The following is a 17,003-nucleotide window of genomic DNA, read 5'->3' as shown; positions in this document are numbered from 1 at the left end:
GCGAGCCTCAGGCACCGGCAACCAGAAATGGAGCAGCGTCCATGCATGAACCCTTTACCGGCGGCTGCACCTGCGGCGCCGTCCGTTACACCGTCACCGGCAAACCCGTCGCCATGGTCGATTGTCAGTGCCGTCAGTGCCAGCGCGAAAGCGGCACCGGCCACACGTCCAATCTCGTCTTCGTCGGAGCGACGGTGACGATCGAGGGCCAGCCGAGTCACTGGGAAGCAACAGGCGATGGCGGCACCGTGAAAAGACGCGCCTTTTGCCCAACCTGCGGCGCGCCCGTCTCCATGACCTTTCCGGCCATGCCGGACATGTTTGTCATCCGCGCAGCAAGCCTCGACGCACCAGACCGATATCGGCCGCAGATGATCACGTGGACCGACGCGGCCCAGCCGTGGGACCACCTCGACCCGGCCCTCGCGCGCTTTGCGAAGATGCCGCCCGCAGCCTGACGCGAGGCAAACGGAACCGTCTCTGTCTCTGTCAAAGGGCTGCCAAACCGCGGCCCTTTCGACAATCTTGGCCCTCGGGTCTTGAAGATGACAGCCGCCTGAGGCAATAGGCGCCATACGCTTTCCCTAGACCGTCACGAGGCCGACCGCACGATATGCTCCAGACACCCTACTACCTCATCGACAAGTCGAAACTTCTCCGCAACATGGAGAGGATCGCCGCTGTTCGCGAGACGTCGGGCGCCAAAGCATTGCTGGCGCTGAAATGCTTTGCCACATGGTCGGTGTTCGATTTCATGCGCGACTATATGGACGGCACCACGTCCTCGTCGCTCAACGAAGTCCGCCTCGGCCATGAGCGCTTCGGCAAGGAAACCCACGCCTATTCAGTGGCCTATGCGGATTACGAGATCGACGAGGTCGTCTCGCATGCGGACAAAATCATCTTCAACTCGATCGGCCAGTTGCAGCGTTTCGAAAACCAGTCGTCGGGCATCACCCGCGGCTTGCGCCTCAACCCCGGCGTCTCCTCGTCCACCTTCGATCTCGCCGATCCCGCCCGCCCTTTCTCGCGGCTGGGCGAATGGGACCAGAAACAGGTCGAGCCGGTCATGGACCTGATCTCCGGCTTCATGATCCACAACAACTGCGAAAACGGCGACTTCTCGCTGTTTGATCGCATGCTCGGCGAAATCGAGCAGAAGTTCGGCCCCCTGCTGAAGAAGGCCGAATGGGTCAGCCTCGGCGGCGGCATCCATTTCACCGGCGACGATTACCCGGTCGACCTGTTTGCCGAGCGCCTCAAGCGCTTTTCCGGCGAGTACGGCGTCCAGGTCTATCTCGAACCCGGCGAAGCCTCGATCACCCGCTCGACGACGCTGGAAACCACCGTCCTCGATACCCTTTACAACGGCAAGAACCTTGTCGTGGTGGATAGCTCCATCGAAGCGCACCTGCTGGATCTCCTGATCTACCGTGAAAACGCAAAGGTTCATCCAAACCAGGGGCCTTATCGTGCCATGGTCTGCGGCAAGTCCTGTCTTGCCGGGGATATTTTCGGCGAGTTCGATTTTCCGAATGAACTGAAAGTTGGCGACCGCATTTCCTTCCAGGATGCCGCCGGCTACACGATGGTCAAGAAAAACTGGTTTAACGGCGTGCAAATGCCGGCAATCGCCATCCGTGAACTGGATGGCAGCCTCAGGACGGTCCGCGAGTTCGGCTACGCGGACTACGAACAAAGCCTATCCTGAGCACAAAGCTCAGCGGCTTCTGACGATTGGACTTGAAGGAACTCGTCCCCACCATGAAAAAGAACGTACTCATCATCGGCGCCGGTGGCGTCGCCCAGGTCGTGGCGCACAAATGCGCCCAGAACAACGACGTGCTCGGCGATATCCATATCGCCTCCCGCACCAAGTCGAAATGTGACGCCATCATCGCCTCGGTCCACGACAAGAAGGCGATGAAGGTAGAAGGCAAGCTCGAAGCCCACGCCCTCGACGCCCTCGACATCGAAGCCACCAAAGCCCTCATCAAGGCGACCGGCAGCCAGATCGTCATCAACGTCGGCACCGCCTTCCTCAACATGTCGGTGCTGCGCGCCTGCATGGATACCGGCGTCGCCTATATCGACACCGCCATCCACGAAGAGCCGAACAAGATCTGCGAAACCCCGCCGTGGTACGGAAACTACGAGTGGAAGCGTGCGCAGGAATGCGAGGAAAAGGGCATCACCGCCATCCTCGGCGCAGGCTTTGATCCGGGCGTCGTCAACGCCTATGCCCGCCTTGCCAAGGATGACTATCTCGACAAGGTCACCGATGTCGACATCGTCGACATCAATGCCGGCAGCCACGGCAAGTATTTCGCCACCAACTTCGATCCGGAAATCAACTTCCGCGAATTCACCGGTGTCGTCTACGCCTGGCAGGGCGGCGAATGGACCGTCAACAAGATGTTCGAAATCGGCAAGGACTACGACCTGCCGGTCGTCGGCACCCGCCGCGCCTATCTCTGCGGCCATGACGAAGTGCATTCGCTGGCAAAGAACATGGATGGCGCCGACGTGCGCTTCTGGATGGGCTTTGGCGATCACTACATCAACGTCTTCACCGTCCTGAAGTCGATCGGCCTTCTCTCGGAGCAGCCGGTCAAGCTTGCCGACGGTTCCGAAGTCGTGCCGCTCAAGGTCGTCAAGGCCTGCCTGCCCGACCCGTCGTCGCTCGCGCCGGAATACGAAGGCAAGACCTGCATCGGCGATTTCGTGAAGGGCATCAAGGACGGCAAGGAACGCACGGTGTTCATCTACAACGTCGCCGACCACAAGGAAGCCTATAACGAAGTGGGCTCCCAGGGCATCAGCTATACCGCGGGCGTTCCCCCGGTCGCCGCCGCCATGCTGGTGGCATCAGGTGAATGGGATGTGAAGAAGATGGCAAACGTCGAAGAACTGGCGCCAAAGCCTTTCCTCAACATCTTGAACAAGATCGGCCTGCAGACCTGCATCCGCGACGAAAACGGCGAACGCGAGCTGCATTTCGACTGAGATCGGAACATCAGCCCTTCAAGCATCAAAAAAGCCCGCGAGCGATCGCGGGCTTTTTTCTTTGTAACGATGTGAAAACGAGGCTGCCCTCACCATCCAGGCAAAGTCAGGCCCGTCCACTCAGCGCCAGGACGTCCCGTCGGCGCTCGCGCAGCCATAGGGCGGCGGCACCTCGCCGAACGTCGCATGCAGCTTGTCGCAGCCCCATTTGTTCAACGGTCCCGGCAGACGGCTGTTGATCTCGATACCGACCTCGTCATACGCCGAACTCGTGTTCGACACGTAGCTATACCAGCGCTGCACGATAAACCCGGTCGCTGCGATGAGAACAACCAAAACAACCAAAATAATTCTGCTCATGAAAATCCCTTACTTTTGAACCCCCTCCGTAAATAGTCAGGCCTGCCACCGCAAGGGTAAGCGCTTGTCTTTTCTAAGGAAAGTGTGACCAGCGGCGGGAAAAGCGAAGGGTGGCTTTAGTGGTTCCTGCTCAGCGCTGCACCGCGGCCCGGTCGAATGCGGTGCGATGGCCATCCGGATCGAACGGCGTCTTGAAGTCAAAAGCGAAGGAAGAGGACCCGTGGTCGTGCAGGTGCTCCAGACGTTCGCAGCCGTCCTGCCAGGTGGGAACATGACCTTCAGAGACCCACCACAAAACGTAAGGTGGCCATGTATGCCGGTCGAACCACTGCCGCGCATTCCGCATCGCCTCGATATGGATGGCCGAGTAGGTAAACGCGTAGAGCGCTGTCAGGTCGCGCCACAGGGAGAGGGTCGCCGGAGCCCACCCATCACCATTATCGATATAGTAGCGCGGAAACACCTGAGGACCCCAACTCTCAGGCCCCTCCTCCCCCTCATAACCCGACCGCGCCACAAACCCCTCGCTCGTTTCCGCCGCTTGGAAATTGAGGTCGTTCCTGTCGTGAAAACCCTGGTTTGCCGGCTCGTCCGCGCGAACCCGGAAATTGTTGAAATTGTAGACGGCCAGGTGATGCATGCGATCCTCGTCTGCTTCCCCTTTGATGGCTTGTCTCTTTTCAAGCTACGGGAGCCATCGCCAGGCAACAAGTGGCCTGAAATCGCAGTTCTCGAGACATCAGAGGCCTCAGCCAAGACAACGGTCAGAGCCACCGCGAGGCGGTCGTGCGTCTCTATGCTTTCGGCCCGCGTCCCCGGCCCTGTCGCGGCTCCTTCGGCGGAGCCGCATACCCCGGAGGTTTTGTTTTCACCCAGGCAACGAATGTCCGTATCGCCGGGTCTTCAAGGATAGCCTCGATCGTCGAGAACTTCTTGGCGAGCTGGGCATCCGTCAAATTCACATGGATCTGGTCGTGACAGATCCGGTGCAGGCAAACCGTTTCCTTGCCGCCCTTGCTCTTGGGGACAAGATAATGCTTTTCCTGCTGATCCTCCGGGATTACCCGCTCGCACATCGGACAATACACGGGCTCCGGCGCAGCCTCGTCCCATGAAGCCGGTTCGTCTCTGTTCTTGCGGGCCATCGGTCCATCACCTGTTGAGCGCTGCCGGCCCTGCATCTCCATCTGGCTGGATCGATGCAAAGCCCTTGCCCCAGCAGATATCGCGTCCCGCAACCCGGAGCAATGCCGTTCGAAACAGACCTTGGACCTGGCATCGCCCAAATCCCGCTTCCCACGCGGACCCGCCATCACCCTCACCCCGCCCGAAAACCGTTTTCCCTTTCGTCCGCCTGCCCTACATGATGCATCGACGGATGCGCTGTGACGCACCCGGTCGATCACCCCTGCAGCGAATGACGCCACCCCCATGACCTTTTTCGAAAGCCTGCTCATCCTGATGCTGGTCGCGATCGTGCTGTTGCAGGTGTCGCGGCGGCTCTCCGTGCCCTATCCGTCGATGCTGGCGCTGGCGGGCGTCGCGGTGGCGCTGGTTCCGGGCGCGCCTTACTTCGCGCTCGATCCGGAGATCGCGCTGGCGCTGTTTATCGCGCCGGCTTTGCTCGATGCCGCCTTCGATTTTCCGGTGAATACCGCCAGGCGCTTCTGGTTGCCGCTTGTGGTCTTTGCGCTGGGCGGCGTCGTCGTCACCACGGCGACGGTCGCGGTCGCCGGCTATGTGATGGCCGGCCTGCCGATTGCAGCCGCCATCGTGCTCGGCGCCATCGTCGCGCCGCCGGACGCCGCCGCCTCCACCGCAGTCCTCTCCACCATGTCGGTGCCGCGCACCACCGATGCCATCCTGCGCGGCGAAAGCCTGTTCAACGATGCGGCAGCACTTCTGATCTTCGGGGCAGCCCTTGCGGTCCAGTCGGCCGGCGGGCTTGATCGCGAGGTAACGACCCATCTCGTTCTTGCCGTTCCCGGCGGCATCCTGCTCGGCTGGGTCGCGGCGCTGGTAATCCGCCGCCTGTCGGCCTACGTCACAGGCACGCTTGGTGGCAATCTCCTGCAATTCGTCCAGACCTTCCTTCTGTGGATCCTCGCCGAACATCTGGAACTGTCTGCGGTGCTCGCCATCGTCACCTTCGCCATGACGATCGCCAGCACCAGCGAAAGCCTGTCGTCGGCGCGCATGCGGGTGCAGTCCTATGCGGTCTGGACCGTCGTCGTGTTCGTCCTCAACGTCGTCGCCTTTCTGCTGATGGGCATGCAGGTGCGCGACATCTACGCAGACATGGAGGTCGGCCATTTCGCCGAAGCTCTGCTGTTTTCCGCCGTGATCGTCGCCATCGTCATCGCCACCCGCTTCGCGCTCTGCCTTGCCTATAACCGCATCGAAGCCTGGCGGGCCCGTCGCGACGGCCGCGAGGAGCCGGCATCGACCAGACAGGCGATCCTCGCCTCCTGGTGCGGCATGCGCGGACTCGTCTCGCTTGCCACAGCCTATGCGCTCCCCGCCGATTTCCCGGAACGCGACATGGTGGTGCTGACCGCCTTCTCCGTGGTCATCGCCACGCTTGTCCTGCAGGGTCTGACGCTGTCGCCGCTCATCCGCTGGCTCGGCCTCGACCGGCGCCATACCAGTGCGCAAGAGCTGTCTGAGATGCGCCGCCGCGTCGTCAAAGCGGGCATCGGCCGCCTCGATGGCGAGACCGGGACTGAAGCCGAAAAACTGCGCGCTAAACTCACGATGGAACACCAGGCCTTCGACGACCCCGACCGCGCCGCCTCGATGGACACCTACCGCCGACTGGTACTTCTGTTCATCGCCGGACAACGCACCGAACTCGAAAACCTCCGCGCTTCCTACGAGTTGAACGTCGACGAATACAATCTCCTGCTCGAGGAAATCGACTGGCGCGAACTCTCGATCCTCCCCGAAGACGACCGACGGATCGAGGAGATCTGATCAGGGAAAGCGGTGCGGGATCAACGGGCGTTGAACCACCCAAGACGTCTTGCTCCCCGCACCAATCCACAGGCACCGGCGCCGATAGTTTTGCGCCAACAGTCCCCTACGCTCCCTCATTCCTGTGCTCGTCACAGGAACCCAGCCAGCCCAAGTCCTTGGGCTGAAAGAACCGTCGTCGCCCTACCGACGCGTCGGCAAAATTCCTGTGGCAATCACAGGAAAGAGGGGAAGATTGCCTCCCCCTCCCACTCACACCTACGCCATCACACCCGCGCGCAGAACACATCCAGCGCATCGAGCTTCACGGCACCCGCTTCCAGCTTCGACACAAACCCCGGAAGATCGACCGGCATCACGTCGCCCATCCGCTTGGGCAGCACGAAGTTTTGCGGCTCGCGGGTCAGGTTGAACACGAACAGCAGCTTCTCACCGCCCTTTTCGCGAACGAAGGCGAGCAGGTACTGGTTGGTCTCGATAAACGTCATGTCGCCGTCGATCAGCGCATGGTGGTTTTTGCGGAAGGCGAAGGTTTCGCGGTAGTGCTGCAATACCGAATCCGGCATTGCCTCCTGCGCATCCACCGAACGGCTGGCGTGATCGGCCGGAATGGGCAGCCAGGTCTTGGCGCCCTCGCTGAAGCCCGCATGGGCCTCGCCCGCTTCCCACACCATCGGCGTGCGGCATCCGTCGCGGCCCTTGAAGGCCGGCCAGAAGCGGATGCCGTAGGGGTCGCGCAGATCCTCGTAAGTCAGTTCCGCTTCGCTCAAGCCCAGCTCCTCGCCCTGGTAGAGGCAGATCGAACCGCGCAGCACCGAAATCAACGTTGCCGACAATTTGGCGACGCGGTCCTGCTCGGACGGATCCTCGGTAAAGCGGGTAACATGACGAACCACGTCGTGGTTGGAAAACGCCCAGCACACCCAGCCGTTCACCACCGTATCGAGCACGGTCTGCATCACCTTGCGGATATAGGCGGCAGAAAACGCCGGGCCCAGCAGGTCGAACGTGTAGCACATATGCAGCTTGTCGTCGCCGGTCGTATAGAGCGCCAACGTGTTCAGCGAACGCGGCCCGTCGCCCACTTCGCCCACCGAGGCGCGGTTGTCGTAGCTGTCGAGCAGCGCCCGCAACCGCTTCAGAAAGCCGATATTTTCCGGCTGCGTCTTGTCGTAGAGATGGTTCTGCATCGAATACGGATTGGTATCCGTCTCCATGCCGGCGCCGTCGGTGTCGTAGACCATCGGCGGGTTGCTGCGCAGTTGCTTGTCGTGGAAATAGTAGTTGACGGTATCGAGCCTGAAGCCGTCGACGCCGCGGTCGAGCCAGAAGCGCACCGTGTCCAGCATCGCGTCCTGGACATCGGGATTGTGGAAGTTAAGGTCCGGCTGCGATATCAGGAAGTTGTGCATGTAGTACTGCTTGCGCACACCGTCCCATTCCCAGCCCGGTCCGCCGAAAATCGACAGCCAGTTGGTCGGAGCCGTGCCGTCGGGCTTGGGGTCGGCCCAGACATACCAGTCGGCCTTGGGATTGGTGCGGCTGGAGCGGCTTTCGATAAACCACGGATGCCGGTCGGATGTATGCGAGATGACCTGGTCGATGATCACCTTGAGGCCGAGGCGATGCGCCTCTGTCATCATCTCGTCGAAATCGGCAAGCGTTCCGAACATCGGGTCGACATTGCAGTAATCGGAAACGTCATAGCCCATGTCGGCCATCGGCGAGGTGAAAAACGGCGACAGCCAGATCGCATCGACGCCGAGCGAAGCTACATGCGGCAGGCGCTGGGTAATCCCCTTGATATCGCCCAGTCCGTCGCCGGTCGTGTCCTGGAAGGACCGCGGATAGATCTGGTAGATCACCGCACCGCGCCACCAGTTGCCGTCAACCTTGCGAGTGGTGTCCCTCGTGGTCTCCAATACCATTCCACAATGCTCCTTCTTGAAAATCGCTCATCCCAACCTTGGTCCCAAACTAGAGCCATGCCATCAAAAGACAACGCGGAAACGAACCGCCACACACTCTTGTCATGGCGGACGCTTCAGCTTATTCGAGCGTCAAACCCATGGGAGGGATGACAATTGGGCGGAAAGCTTCTTTCGATCGGCGAATGCATGGTGGAACTGTCGCAGGCGGGTGAAGGCCTGCTGCGCAAGGGCTTTGCCGGCGATACGTTCAACACGGCCTGGTATGCCCGTGCCTGCCTCTCCAGAGACTGGTCGGTCGATTACCTGACCGCGGTCGGCGACGATCCGATGTCGTCGGATATGCTTGGGATGATGGAGAAAGCCGGCATCGGCACCGGCCTCATCCGCCGCATCCCCGGCAAGACGCCCGGCCTCTACCTGATCACCCTCAAAGATGGCGAGCGCACCTTCAGCTACTGGCGCGACAGCGCTGCCGCAAGAAAGCTCGCAGACGACGCCGATCATCTACGCTCGGCCATCGAGACCGCCGACATCATCTACTTCTCCGGCATCACGCTCGGCATTCTGGCGCCTGAAGCCGTCGAGACGCTTCTGTCGGAACTGCGCCGCGCCAAGGCCGCCGGCAAGACGGTCGCCTTCGATCCGAACCTTCGCCCGCGCCTGTGGGTGAGCCGGGACATCATGCTGAAGACGATCGAGGATGGCGCAAGAGCCGCCACCATCGTTCTCCCAAGCTTCGACGATGAAGCGACCTATTTCGGCGATGCCACGGTGGCCGATACGATCGCCCGCTACCATGGTCTCGGCGTCACGGATGTCGTGGTCAAGAACGGCGCAGAAGGCGCAACCTTCAGCCTGTCGGGCGTGACCGGTCATGCACCGGCCGTCACCACCGGCAAGGTGGTCGACACGACCAGCGCCGGCGACAGTTTCAACGCCGGCTTCCTGTCGAAGTACTTAAGCGGCGCCGCACCGCACGAAGCCGCAGCCTACGGCGCCGCAGTCGCCGCCACCGTCATCGGCCATCACGGCGCGCTGATCAGTCCGGAGCTTCTGCCCGGCTGAACCACCGCGACCGGATGTGTCGGCTTGAGCTGGCAGATCCCTTTCGGCTCGCCCACCTTCACGCCAGCCTCGCAACCGTGTTGCGCGGCATCCGTCAGCGCGTCGTAGAGATCGAGCGTCTTACCGAGATGGATCGACCCCAGATGCGAAAAATGCTCGTCGTCGAGGAACAGCGAAACGCCGTCATCCACAACCCGGCAGCTTTTCTCGTCGCAGAGATAATCTTCGAGCGACACGACCGGGAACCGCTTCGAAACGTCCGCCATCAGCCGCTCCACGAGGGCATCATGGGCGCGCTGTTCGTCCCGCTCCATCATGCAGGGCGTGTCTGCAACATCCAGCATGGCGCTTCGCACGACACAGCGGCCGATATCGCGACCATCGCGCGGCGGCGGCGCCATGAACACCGGCCGCAGACCGATCGAGCGCAGCCAGTCGGCAGTCGCCTCGACCTCGGCAAGCATCCGGCCGTAATCCGTCCGCATCGCCTGGCCTTGCGCCGTCATCACCCGGCGGTCAGATCGGAGATAGGTCAGGTACTGCGATCCGAGCACGACGGTGCGCAGCGAGGGTGTTTTTACAAGATAGGCCTTTACCGCCTCGTTGTGACGAATGCAGTCGAGCGGCCATGACGCGGAATCGTTGAGCGGGATGGGCGCGATGCCGGTTGGAAACGCGCAGCTGTCTTTGTGAAGCTGCACCAGTCCCTCGCCCTGATCGGACGGCGTATCGTGCATGGACGCCGCCAGTCCGTCGACCAGATGCATCGCCAGCGAATCGCCCCAGACCGCCATTTCCGGGCCCTGACCGATCGTGCAGACATCCGGCCGCACTTCGCCGTTGCAGATCTTGCCGATGCCGAGGCTCGGCTCCCCCATGGCTGTAAGCACGGGATCGCGGCCCGGAAAGCCCTGCGCGTTGGTGGTCACGATGCCGAGCACCACCAGCACCGCCGCTAAGGACCCGCTGAGGGAAAACACCAAGCGACGGCCGACCTGCGGCTTCCGGAACGGCTGTTCCACCAGAAAATAGCTTGCGATTGCCAGCGCAAACACGAGCGCCACCAGCAGCCCGTAGGACCAGCCCGGCAGCATGTCCATCGAGCGCAGACGGGCAAAGGCGAACACCGGCTGATGCCAGAGATAGAGGCTGTAGCTGATCAGCCCGATCGCCACCAGCGGCCGAAGCGAAAGCAGCCGTCCGGCAAGATTGCCCGGACCGGCAAAGGCGATCACCAGAAGCGTGCCGACGACCGGCGCCAGCGTCACCGGTCCCGGCCATTTCAGCTCGGATGTCAGGAACAGGCAACTGCCGACGATCAGGATAAGGCCAGCAAGCCCCAGGGCCGATCGGGTCCGCTCAGAGTAACGGGTCGGTATGCCGCCGATCGCCAAAAGCGCGCCTGCGGCAAGTTCCCAGAAACGGGTAAAAGGGAGATAGAAATTCGCGACCGGATCGACCCTTGAAACCGGCCATGCGAGAAACAGGCTGATCAGCGCCAAAACCGCCACGATGCGGAAGATCACCCGCCGCGTCTGCTTGCGCACCATCCACAGAAGCACCGGAAACACCAGATAGAACTGCTCTTCCACCGATAGCGACCACGTATGCAGCAGCGGCTTCAGTTCGGTACTGGGCGAAAAATATCCCGTATTGTCCCAGAGCTCGAAGTTGGAAACCATCAGCAGCGAGTGGAACAGGTCCTTGCCGAAATCGTCCAGTTCCGATGGCAGCATCCACAGCGCCGCAAAGGGCAGACAGGCAATGCACACCACAAGCAGCGCCGGCGCGATGCGCCGCACCCGCCGCTCGTAGAAATTGACGATGCTGAAACGGTCTTTCGCCAGGTCGTTGAGAATGATCGCGGTGATCAGGTAGCCGCTGATGACGAAGAACACGTCGACGCCGACAAAGCCACCCGGCATTAACCCGAGACCGGTGTGGAAGAGGATGACGGGAACGACGGCGATCGCGCGCAGCCCATCGATTTCTGGTCTGTACTGCATGCCGGGGCTCTACCAATCCCGGCCGCGGAAGTCCATTGCTGAGGGGTGCTGCGAGCAGCGTTCGGCTTTGACAATCAAACGTTGAGAGCGCGTCTTCATCGCCCTGTTACAATATTTTCCGATGAAGGAACGGAAAACATGGTCGGCAGCCGCGAGTCGGTTCCGACATGGCAACGGGGCCGGGTCAAACCATGACAAGGATTACCATTGTAACCGACGCCTGGTATCCGCAGGTCAATGGCGTCGTACGTTCGATCGAAAATACCAACCGCGAACTGGCAGGCATGGGCATCAATGTCTCGATGGTGACGCCCTTGGATTTCTCGAGCATCCCCTGCCCGACCTATCCGGAAATCCGCCTTTCGGTCGCAAGCTTCCGCAGCGTTGCCGCGGCCATCGAAGGGACTCAGCCATCCGCCGTGCATATTGCAACGGAAGGACCGCTCGGACTTGCTGCCCGCCGCTGGTGCCTGAAGAACGGCATGCCGTTCTCCACTAGTTATCACACGCGTTTTCCGGAATATGTGGCCGCCCGCTTTCCGGTGCCGATCCGGCTGCTCAACGGCTTCGTCCGCTGGTTCCACAATGCCGGCAACGGCTGCATGGTGGCAACCGCGAGCCTTGAGCGGGAACTGCACAAGCTCGGCGTGAAAAATCTTCTGCGCTGGAGCCGCGGCATCGACCAGACGGTGTTTCACCCGGTGGCACTCGAGGCAAAGCCCTTCGACCTGCCGCGCCCGATCTTCATGACGGTCGGCCGAGTAGCCGTGGAGAAAAACCTGCCCGCCTTTCTCGATCTCGATCTGCCGGGCTCCAAGGTCGTGATCGGCGACGGCCCCGCCCGCGCCGACCTTCAACGGCGCTACCCACATGTGCTTTTCACGGGAATGAAAACGGGAGAAGACCTGGCACGCGCCTACGCCCAGGCCGACGTGTTCGTCTTCCCGTCCAGAACCGATACGTTCGGCAACACCATTCTCGAGGCGCTGGCAAGCGGCGTCCCGGTCGCGGCCTATCCGGTCATGGGTCCGATCGATATCATCGAACAGGGCTCAGGCGCCGGTGCCCTCAACGAAGACCTGCGTCTTGCCTGCCTGGAAGCACTGACGTGTCGCCGCGAGGACGCAAGTCGCCTTGCCCGCCGCTACACCTGGGAAGCCGCCTCGAAACAGTTTCTCGGCAACGTGCTCAAGGTACAGGGCGTCAAGGCACTGACTGCGCGATAACGGATATTGCTGCTATGCCGGGGTTCGATGCGCTAGCCTGCGTGTCGAACCGGCACGTCCCGCTGATGCCTATCCGCGCCAGATGAAATAGCCGATACCACCAGCACCAAGACCCACGGCAGTCAGCAGACCGAGTACGATCATGAAAAACCTCCCAAAAGGCCGCCCAACGCCCTCCACAGCACCGGGTCGACAAGAAGGAGTGGATCATAAAGACGAACCGAATGCAAGCAGAGCGCGAAACGCCTGAGCGGTCGCTGCGTTCAGCCCGCGTTCCGGCTTATATTTCAACCATTTGGCGAAATCGCTCGTGCTGCTGATGATCGACGTTCTGCGGTAAACGCGATCACCGAGCAGGTTTATCGCTTCTTGCGGCGGTTTTCGAACGGGTTCTCGCCCGCCTTGAAGTGAATGCGGATCGGCACGCCCGGGATCTGGAAATCGGCGCGCAGGCCGTTGGTCAGATAGCGGATGTAGCTTTCCGGCAGGGCATCAGGACGCGTGCAGGAAATCATGAAGGCCGGCGGGCGGGCCTTGACCTGCGTCATGTACTTGAGCTTCAGGCGACGGCCCGAAACGGCCGGTGGCGGATGCTGCACCTGCGTGCCTTCCAGCCAGCGATTGAGCTTGGCCGTCGAGATGCGCTTGTTCCACACCATGTCGGTGTCGATGATGCTCTGCATCAGCTTGTCGAGCGAATAACCGGTCTGGCCGGAAATCGGCACGGCGCGGATGCCGCGCGCCTGCGGCAGCAGCCGCTCGGTCTTTTCGCGCAGCTCGGCCAGCACCGCCTGCGGCTCTTCGACAAGATCCCACTTGTTGAAGGCGAGCACGGCGGCGCGTCCTTCGCGCAGCACCAGATCGACCAGCTGCAGGTCCTGCTTTTCAAACGGAATGGTCGCATCGAAAACGATCACGACCGTCTCGGCAAAGCGGATCGACCGCAGCGCGTCGGCGACGGACAGTTTTTCGAGCTTCTCCTGTACGCGGGCCTTTTTGCGCATGCCGGCCGTGTCGAACATCTTGATCGTGCGGCCACGCCACTCCCAGTCGACGGAAATGCTGTCGCGGGTGATGCCGGCTTCCGGCCCGGTCAGCAGCCGATCCTCGCCGAGGAAGCGGTTGATCAGCGTCGACTTGCCGGCATTCGGACGGCCGATAATGGCTACCCGCAGCGGCTTGGTATCGTCATAGGCCGGCTCGAACTCGTCGTCGGCTTCTTCGCCCAGCACGCTGTCGCGCACGTCGATATCCGTCTCGGCCTCGTCGTCGTCGCCTTCCGGAAACGCCCGGTCTTCGCCGATTGCCTCGACGATCGCGTCGCGCAGATCGATCATGCCCTGGCCGTGTTCGGCAGAAATCGGCACCGGCTCGCCGAGACCCAGCGTATAGGCATCGTAGAAGCCGCCGTCGGAACCCTTGGCTTCGGATTTGTTGGCCACCAGCACGACCGGCTTGCCGCTGCGGCGCAACAGTTCGCCGAACGTCTTGTCGAGCGGTGTCAGACCGAATTTCGCATCGACCACGAACAGCGTCAGGTCGGCATCCTCGATGGCGAGCTCGGTCTGGGCCCGCATGCGGCCCTCGAGCGTATCGGGACCGACCTCTTCGAGACCGGCCGTATCGATGATGATGAACCGGAGGTCGATCAGCTTGGCATCGCCCGGGCGGCGGTCACGGGTAACGCCCGGCGTGTCATCGACGAGCGCGAGCTTCTTGCCGACCAGCCGGTTGAAGAGCGTGGACTTGCCGACATTCGGGCGTCCTACGATGGCGACGGTGAAGCTCATAGTCGTTCCTTGCTGCCCTGTGGCGAAAAATCAGGGCGCCTTGCCGGATGCGGCGATGTTGTCGAGCATGATCTGGGCGCGGTTGGCAACGTTGCGCGGCGCACTGGCATCCTCGGCGATCCGCTGGAACCAGGTCTTGGCTTCCGCCATGTTGCCGGCCTTGTAGGCGGCAAGACCGAGTGCCTCGCGGGCGGAATTGGCAAGCGTCTGGCCCTGGTTGGCCATCGCCTGCGCCTGTGCAGACACCTGATCGTAGGTGCCGGCGTCGATCAGCAGCCATGCGGCACGCAGTTTTGCGAGATCGCGGATCGCGGCCGGCGCTGAAGTGTCGCCGCCGATCGCGGTAAAGGTGGAGATGGCTGCCCCGGTATCGCCCTTGGCGGCCTGAACCGAGCCTGCACGCATCTTGGCGAGAACCGGATAGGCGCCGGAGCCATCCTTTTCGATCGCGGAGAGTGCCGCCAGCGCTTCGTCGTTCTTGCCCTTCGAGGCAAGATCAAGCGCCGCGATGAACCGGTCACCCGACTGCGACGAACCGTGGTTTTCCCAGTATTCGTACCCGCGCCAGCCCGCCGTGCCGAGGACGACAAGAACGGCAACGCCGATCAGGATACGGCTGTAGCGCTTCCACACATACTGCAACTGGTCGGAACGAAGTTCTTCGTTGACCTCACGGAAAAAGCTGTCGTCGTTCTGCGCCATGATCACTCCGGCCTTGCTGGGGCCCCATCCATCTAAAGAGCGCCTAATAGCTTATTTTGCTAAGGATGTAAGGCCCCTCACGCAATTCTCAAACAAGCTTGTTGATGCAAGGAGCCTTGGTCCCTTCTATCATATCCCAATTCAAAGCTTCGCCTTAATCCGGGCGCAGGGAAATTCGCCTCGATTCTCCCCTTTGGACACAGTACCGGGTTGCCATGCGTTTGCTCTTTTCCTCCATCGCCCTTTGCCTCTGCCTCGCCTCCCCGGCGCTGAGCGCAGACGAGCGGCCGAAACAGTTGCTGATCGTCTCCTTCGATGGCGCCGGTCCCAACCACCTGTGGCAGCGCAGCCGCGATTTCGCGAGGGCCAACAACGCCCACTTCACCTACTTCCTGTCCTGCACGCTGCTGATCCCCCGCGCCGAGCGGTCGACCTATCAGGGACCGGGCCACAAGCCCGGCCGCTCCAATATCGGCTTTGCCCAGACGAAAGACGAAGCGCGAGAACGGCTTTCCCATATCTGGCAGGCGCATCAGGAAGGCCACGACATTTCCAGCCACACCTGCGGCCACTTCGACGGCAAGGACTGGTCCGCGGCAGACTGGAGCGCCGAGATGACGACCTTCTCGCGCGTGCTCGGCAATGCCTGGACCGCGGTCGGTGCTGGCGACAGCGAACCCGACGGCTGGAAGGATTTCGTGGCGAACGACATCCGTGGTTTCCGCGCCCCCTATTTCGCCACCAGTGCCGGCATGACTGTCGCCGAGAAAAAAGCGGGCTTTACCTATGATGCAAGCCTTGTCACCAAGGGGCCGATGATGCCGGAAGAGGAGGACGGGCTGATCCGCTTCGGCCTGCCGCTCATTCCCGAAGGCCCGTCGCAGCGACCGATCATCGCCATGGACTACAACCTGTTCATCCGCCATTCCGGCGGCATCGACAATCCCAGCCAGTCGTCCACGTTCGAGGACCGCGCCTATTCCGCATTCCGCGCCGCCTTCGACCGCGAATACGACGGTGACCGCATTCCTGTTCAGCTCGGCTTTCATTTCGTCGAGATGAACGGCGGCGCCTATTGGCGGGCGATGGAACGGCTGGTCTCGGAAGTCTGCAACAGGGACGATGTCGCCTGCGTCAGCTACAAGCAGGCCATCCCCATGATCGCAGAACGTCGCAAGGCCAAGGCAACGTCCGGCCTGTAGCCGTCTGCTGGACGCCGTTAACCGCGGGCGACGATTCGATTTTCGCAATGCAGCATAGTTCGGTATGACACCCTGATGACAAACCGCCTTCTCGCAAATCCGGCCAGGACCCTGGCCTGGCTGGCGCTCGCCGCGATCGTCTTCGTGACGATCTCGCCGATCGACCTGCGGCCGCACGACCTCCTGCCCGTGGATGTCGACCGGGCGGCGGCCTTCGCCGTGATGGCCTTCCTCTTCGTCGCCGCCTATCCGCGCCAGTGGATTTTTTGCGCAGTTCTGCTCTTGATCGGGGCTGGCGGCATCGAGATGCTGCAGCTCCTGTCGCCCTCGCGCCATGCCCATATGGATGATGCACTGGTCAAGGCCGCAGGCGCCGCCATCGGCTGCCTTGCCGGCTGGGCGCTGAACCAAATGCGGTTCCGCCGCAAAGCTGTCGCCTAAAGGCGTCCGAAAAATCCGCTAATGCACGTTATCTCCGTTCGAAATCAACGGATTATCATTTTTCTGAAAACTGCTCGTCCTCACGCTGTCCGGCCGCGGGATAATGATTGCGTCATTGGGCGGGAAACCGGGTTCGCGAACCGGCATCACCAAAGGGTTCGAAAGAACCGGTTCCGATGATGGCCGTGACGGTTTTCGGCATCCCGAAAATCATCAGAAACGGTCCCGGCAGGCGGAAAGCCTGAACTCCAAAATACCCTTATTGCGCCGCCTGCCCTTCCCCTGAACGAGAAACCGCGCC

Annotated in this window: 15 protein-coding genes; 8 read left to right on the top strand and 7 right to left on the bottom strand. The window is 61.6% G+C overall.

Annotation, left to right across the window (positions count from 1 at the left end; genetic code table 11):
* The first annotated feature begins 41 nt into the window (after positions 1-41).
* From IFT59_RS04810 to IFT59_RS04800, 3 genes are all read left to right on the top strand, one after another.
* Positions 42-458, top strand: a complete 417-nt coding sequence (locus IFT59_RS04810; protein WP_192086229.1) for a GFA family protein — start codon at positions 42-44, stop codon at positions 456-458.
* A 155-nt stretch (positions 459-613) separates the two neighbouring features.
* Positions 614-1,711, top strand: a complete 1,098-nt coding sequence (locus IFT59_RS04805) for a carboxynorspermidine decarboxylase (protein ID WP_113110774.1) — start codon at positions 614-616, stop codon at positions 1,709-1,711.
* Between the two features lie 53 nt (positions 1,712-1,764).
* Entirely contained in the window at positions 1,765-3,006 is a 1,242-nt protein-coding gene (locus tag IFT59_RS04800) for a saccharopine dehydrogenase family protein (RefSeq protein ID WP_113110775.1), read from the top strand.
* A gap of 120 nt (positions 3,007-3,126) precedes the next feature.
* Here the strand turns inward: IFT59_RS04800 and IFT59_RS04795 are convergent, their stop codons facing one another.
* The 3 genes from IFT59_RS04795 to IFT59_RS04785 all read right to left on the bottom strand — a co-directional run bounded on the left by IFT59_RS04795 (position 3,127) and on the right by IFT59_RS04785 (position 4,511).
* Entirely contained in the window at positions 3,127-3,366 is a 240-nt protein-coding gene (locus IFT59_RS04795; protein ID WP_192086228.1) for a hypothetical protein, read from the bottom strand.
* 130 nt (positions 3,367-3,496) lie between these two features.
* Positions 3,497-4,006 carry a DUF3291 domain-containing protein gene (locus IFT59_RS04790; protein ID WP_192086227.1) on the bottom strand — a complete coding sequence of 170 codons (510 nt, stop codon included), beginning with the start codon at positions 4,004-4,006 and terminating at the stop codon, positions 3,497-3,499.
* A gap of 154 nt (positions 4,007-4,160) precedes the next feature.
* Positions 4,161-4,511, bottom strand: a complete 351-nt coding sequence (locus IFT59_RS04785; protein ID WP_092661059.1) for a restriction endonuclease — start codon at positions 4,509-4,511, stop codon at positions 4,161-4,163.
* A gap of 286 nt (positions 4,512-4,797) precedes the next feature.
* Between IFT59_RS04785 and IFT59_RS04780 the strand changes: the two genes are divergently transcribed.
* Entirely contained in the window at positions 4,798-6,339 is a 1,542-nt protein-coding gene (locus IFT59_RS04780; RefSeq protein ID WP_192086226.1) for a cation:proton antiporter, read from the top strand.
* Between the two features lie 266 nt (positions 6,340-6,605).
* Here IFT59_RS04780 and bglA read toward each other — a convergent pair whose 3' ends face one another.
* A complete protein-coding gene (bglA, locus tag IFT59_RS04775) occupies positions 6,606-8,267 on the bottom strand; it encodes a beta-galactosidase BglA (RefSeq protein WP_192086225.1) in 1,662 nt (553 codons plus the stop codon).
* A 156-nt stretch (positions 8,268-8,423) separates the two neighbouring features.
* On the opposite strand from bglA, the gene IFT59_RS04770 reads away from it, so the two are divergent.
* Positions 8,424-9,335, top strand: coding sequence for a sugar kinase (locus tag IFT59_RS04770; RefSeq protein ID WP_192086224.1), 912 nt, complete (start codon positions 8,424-8,426; stop codon positions 9,333-9,335).
* Here IFT59_RS04770 and IFT59_RS04765 read toward each other — a convergent pair.
* Complete coding sequence (locus IFT59_RS04765) at positions 9,296-11,341, bottom strand: acyltransferase family protein (protein WP_192086223.1); 2,046 nt, start codon at positions 11,339-11,341, stop codon at positions 9,296-9,298. The genes IFT59_RS04770 and IFT59_RS04765 overlap by 40 nt on opposite strands.
* Before the next feature lie 191 nt (positions 11,342-11,532).
* Here IFT59_RS04765 and IFT59_RS04760 point away from each other — a divergent pair, with 191 nt between their 5' ends.
* Positions 11,533-12,567, top strand: coding sequence for a glycosyltransferase family 4 protein (locus IFT59_RS04760; RefSeq protein WP_192086222.1), 1,035 nt, complete (start codon positions 11,533-11,535; stop codon positions 12,565-12,567).
* 359 nt (positions 12,568-12,926) lie between these two features.
* On the opposite strand, the gene der is transcribed toward IFT59_RS04760, so the two are convergent.
* The gene (der, locus tag IFT59_RS04755; RefSeq protein WP_062455575.1) at positions 12,927-14,357 is read right to left on the bottom strand and encodes a ribosome biogenesis GTPase Der; all 1,431 of its coding nucleotides are present in this window, start codon (positions 14,355-14,357) and stop codon (positions 12,927-12,929) included.
* A 30-nt stretch (positions 14,358-14,387) separates the two neighbouring features.
* A complete protein-coding gene (locus IFT59_RS04750; RefSeq protein ID WP_062455572.1) occupies positions 14,388-15,059 on the bottom strand; it encodes a tetratricopeptide repeat protein in 672 nt (223 codons plus the stop codon).
* Between the two features lie 215 nt (positions 15,060-15,274).
* On the opposite strand from IFT59_RS04750, the gene IFT59_RS04745 reads away from it, so the two are divergent.
* Positions 15,275-16,261, top strand: a complete 987-nt coding sequence (locus IFT59_RS04745) for a polysaccharide deacetylase (protein ID WP_192086221.1) — start codon at positions 15,275-15,277, stop codon at positions 16,259-16,261.
* 75 nt (positions 16,262-16,336) lie between these two features.
* Positions 16,337-16,702, top strand: coding sequence for a VanZ family protein (locus tag IFT59_RS04740; protein WP_092660271.1), 366 nt, complete (start codon positions 16,337-16,339; stop codon positions 16,700-16,702).
* The last annotated feature ends 301 nt before the right edge of the window (positions 16,703-17,003 follow it).

The organism is Rhizobium sp. CFBP 8752 (assembly GCF_014842035.1).
Taxonomy (GTDB): Bacteria; Pseudomonadota; Alphaproteobacteria; order Rhizobiales; family Rhizobiaceae; genus Neorhizobium; species Neorhizobium soli.
Note: the sequence above shows the minus strand (reverse complement) of the source record. Positions and strands in the feature narration are given on the sequence as shown.